3 protein-coding genes are annotated in these 4,363 nt (G+C 34.5%); all 3 read right to left on the reverse strand.

Translation table 11 applies throughout. The features are described from left to right. The coding region (locus tag GQR46_RS16745) for a thiamine pyrophosphate-binding protein (RefSeq protein WP_165741597.1) at positions 1-1,726 on the reverse strand (1,726 nt) is incomplete at its 3' end. A gap of 15 nt (positions 1,727-1,741) precedes the next feature. Then, complete coding sequence (locus GQR46_RS16750) at positions 1,742-2,794, reverse strand: NAD-dependent epimerase/dehydratase family protein (protein WP_165741600.1); 1,053 nt, start codon at positions 2,792-2,794, stop codon at positions 1,742-1,744. Continuing rightward, on the reverse strand, positions 2,791-4,320 hold the full coding sequence (locus GQR46_RS16755) for a polysaccharide biosynthesis protein (protein WP_240922916.1): 1,530 nt from the start codon (positions 4,318-4,320) through the stop codon (positions 2,791-2,793). The genes GQR46_RS16750 and GQR46_RS16755 overlap by 4 nt, the downstream gene beginning before the upstream one ends. Positions 4,321-4,363: the final 43 nt, after the last annotated feature.

Below are 4,363 nucleotides of genomic sequence, written 5' to 3' on the forward strand. Positions count from 1 at the left end.
AAACATTCATACCACTACTACCTAGCATCTTTTTAGCTTTCTTTTTAATTTTGAAAGCACGATCTTCTGCAATATTTCGAATTAGCTCTAGGGCCTTGCTCTCTTCATCACTGTCTGTAAAAACTTCAAAAACAATTGGCCTGTCAGTTATTTTATCATCCAAGAATATATCAGCCGATAAGCTAAACTCATCTTTAGTTTTCGCACTTAAATATTCAAAACCTAAATTTTCTGCATAATTTTTAACGAGTGTTGAAGACTTATTACCGTAATGCTCAGCTGCAGCAATAAGTTGGTCAGCTCCTTCACCAAAATAAGCTGCGTGATGATTATACTGCCTAAATTCAGTACCCTTACCATTGTTTATAATCAAGATACGCAAATTTCTACCTACATGACGATTACCCATTACATTCATATCATAGAAAAAAGCTAGATCGCCTAAAACGCAAAAGTTAAGTTTATTTGGCTTTGCTAAAGAAGAACCAATTAGGGTAGACAAAACACCGTCAATACCAAAACCACCAACATTGGATGAAGTAGAAACTGATTGTGGGACATCGAAGAAATTCCAAGAACGAAGGCTATTTAGAATTCCTAAGTGTAATATAGAATCCCTAGGAATTTTATGGGCGATCTGTGATGCAACCCAGATATTTGAAATTGGAAGTTCTGGCAAGTTAGATCTAACCGCTTCTAAAGCCTGACGACATTCATCAAAATAACTTAAGGTATGATTAGACACTGGTTCTAAATTTCTGCCATAAATTGTAAAGAAATCTTTTTCTTTCATATCAAAAATATATCTTAGCTTTCTAAATGGGTCCCTTACCTCCCCATCTTCACTTACTCGCCAAACAGATTTACCAGCGAGAGCAATACTTGCATAATCACCGCTTACTTCACCAATATGTATCATTACATCTGGTTTAAATTGCGAAATTTCCATAGCATCTTGTGTAGCCACTAGTGAGAAAAGCAATCTAAATTTGCCTTTATAACCACTCGTATGATCACAGAAAACGACCGCATTATTTAACTCACAAAACTTATCAAGCGCTTGAGTTTCGTCTTCAGACCACTTTTTATGTGCCCCAACAAATACAGCAACTCTACCTAATAATTCAGGCATCTCATCGTCTATTGATATACGATTTATTACTCTGTATTTTGGTAATTCTTTATTCTCAAATGGAAGTGAGTATGTTGTGGGTAAATTAATATGAACAGGCCCACCGCCATTCCTTTTTAGTTCCAGAATAGCTATGTTTACTTTGATTTCGCAGTCCCACAAATCCTCAGCATCTTTTACCACCGGTAGCTCAACACTATACTTCGCAACATCATTCTGAATAACACTTCTATCAATTACCTGTGCAACATTATGCCCGACACGCCCTAACTGTTGCATGGACGTTATAGCTAGAACAGGTAATTTTCTGTAATAAGCTTCTGTTAAACCCGGTGCATAGTTTCTAGAAGCGGTTGCCCCCGTACAACTTATAACTACAGGTTCTCCACTTTCCTCAGCTAGGCCACAAGCTAAATAAGCAGCTGAACGTTCATCGACAGAAGAATAGATTGTAAAATATGGATCATTTTGAATGCTGCCTATTAGCGCTACATTTGTTGTGCCAGGTGAAGCAACAATGATACGAATCCCATGCGCTTTTAATAATGAAATTATTATCTGTGCGTTTTTTTCTTTAGTAATTAATTGACTCATATTTTATAATTCCGATTATTTAAACCTGTAGTACATATATTTAGCTTTCGTTTTTATACTTGGTAGCTCTGATAGTGATGAAAAAACGCCTTGTTGCTTATCTTTTACGGCTTCTCTTGCCCAGTTTATTGAAAGAAAGTGAGGCTCATTTAGAAAAGCTTTTAAACAGTTATTTAGCCCTTCAACAGGGTTTATAAAAGTACAAGTATCAATGAACTGATTAATTTTGCTATTATCAAACTGCCGATTAAAAAGTCTATCATATTTTATCTGATGAACCGCTGAATGGTGTGAAGTAAAATCACTCATATTTTGTAAATTAATCTCAGGTGAAAAATTAAGATGCTCCTTTAGAAGGCAACTATAAACCTCCAATACTTCCTGCCACTTTATACTTTTATCCGTTGTAATATGAAAAGCTTCTCCTAGCGCACCACGCTGCCCCATAATTGCGGCAATACCTTTAGCCACATCTAACCCATAAGTTAAAGTTGTAACTTTATCGTTTATATCTTTTGAAAAGGCTATCGGCCTTTTCCTTAATGCTCTATATAACCAAGCTTCTTTTTCGAGCACACCAAGCTGTAATCTTTGTTCACTATAGGTAATATATGGACGAATAATCGTCCAATTTTTATGTATAGAATTAAATAAAATATTTTCTTGTCGTGCTTTAGTCAGAGCATATTCATCAGTTGAGAGGTATTGTTGATCAAGTGTACTATCTAACAACCTTGGACTAGTTTCAGTTAATGGTTGGGCTGAGTCAGCATATACTCGAGCTGAACTTAAATATATATACTGATCACAGGAGTCTAATAACTTTTGAATACGTAATTTAAATAGCTCTGTCGAGTAAACCATAAAATCAACAATTATATCCCAACGCTCAGTAAGCACTTTATCTAAAAAGTTTTCATTATGTGCATTTCCAATAATAAATTTGACTTTGGATGTACTTGCTCTCTCGCTGCGAGTAGTAGTTGTGACATCATCTCCTCGTCCTAATAAAAGAGTAGAAAGGTGTGCACCCATAGCTCCGGTACCACCAAGTAATAAAACCTTCACTGTATTACTTCCTTTTTGAAAAGCTTTTTATTAATAAGTGCTAAAACTTTTTTTCTCCAAATTTTATCTAAACCTACATAAAACATAGTGACTGATGAAACAAATACACAACAAAATATATTAATGAAAGAATAAAAAATCCCGCTAGGTAATATCGAATGCGCGCCGTATGCAAATAATGAAGAAATAAGAATAAGGGCAGATATTGGTAAGCATGCTTGTTTAATAAATAAAAGTTGCGGTAATCCAATTAATCCAGAAACTAGTTTCAATCTCGCAAAAAACATTACAACATTCATAAATATAGCAACAATAAATACACTATAAGCAGGGAAGCCCAAGTGCAGCACAAAATAAGCAATTGCAAAAATGGATAACTGTAAAACCCCGAGAGTTAATTCGTAGCCTTTCATTTTCCCTGGTGCACGAGCTGCTGTAGCTATAGGCAAGCTAATAGATAATACTAGAGATTCAACCAAGGCCAATTTGGCAAACAAAACGACTTGTTCAGGTAATTCGGTTAGCCAGATGGTTAGCACTGCTTCCATTTCAATAAGTAAAGGCAAAGCGAATACCCACATTAGAAAAAATGTGAGTTTTGAGCCATTACAGATTAATGAAAACATCTCATCATTGTTTTTATTCGCATAGCTTTTTACAATAGATGGGTATAAACCCGTATTAAAATTATTTGAAAATATATTAATCTTTGATGATATCGTAATAGCAATTGCTCTAGCGGCTGCAACACTGGGATTAAAAAACTGATTAATTAATATTGTAACAGCCTGAAACCTCGCCGCCGTGGATAGTTGACCAAAAAGGCTCCACCCTGTAAAAGAAAGCATTTCTTTTAGAAGCATGGAATCCCAGTAAAAAATAGTTAACTGACATTCTGCATATTTTTTAAAACAAAGGGACGCATAACACAACATTATAAAAATAGAAATTACCAGTAATAATATACCGTAAACTTCTAGCTTTTCACCAGGTAAATGTACAAGCGCAAAGACAGCTACTAATTTTATTATTGCTTCAGCAATAGATATAAATGCAAAATACTCCATATCTTCATGTGAAATAATAATTGCTATAAAAGGTGAAGTTAATACCGTGAAAAAAAATGTAGCAACGGAGCATTGATACAAAAAATGAGCAGCATTTACGCGTTCAGCTGGCACGTTAAGTTCATTAGATACAAACCAGAGCCCTGGTCCCTCTAATAAAACAAGCACAACAACCCCTATAATAAAATATATAACGATATTTACAGTAAATGTTGTATTTAATAATTTTTCGTCTTTTTTACCTATAGCAAATGAAAAAAAACGTTGGGTTGCCGAAGCCATACTGCCGCTCAAAAAAGAGCATAGAGTTACAATTCCTGCAACTACACTATAAATACCGTAATCTTCTATCCCTAAAGTCTCTAAAACAACGCGTACAGTATAAAGACTAACAAGTAATAGCAACACTTGTCGAAAATACAACATCATTGTATTTTTAAAAACTTTTTTACTTATCATTATACTTCTTTAAATTTAAGGTGGATAAAATAAAAATACTAAC

Origin of the sequence: Pseudoalteromonas sp. Z1A6, assembly GCF_011378745.1 — a bacterium.
GTDB classification, from domain to species: domain Bacteria; phylum Pseudomonadota; class Gammaproteobacteria; order Enterobacterales; family Alteromonadaceae; genus Pseudoalteromonas; species Pseudoalteromonas arctica.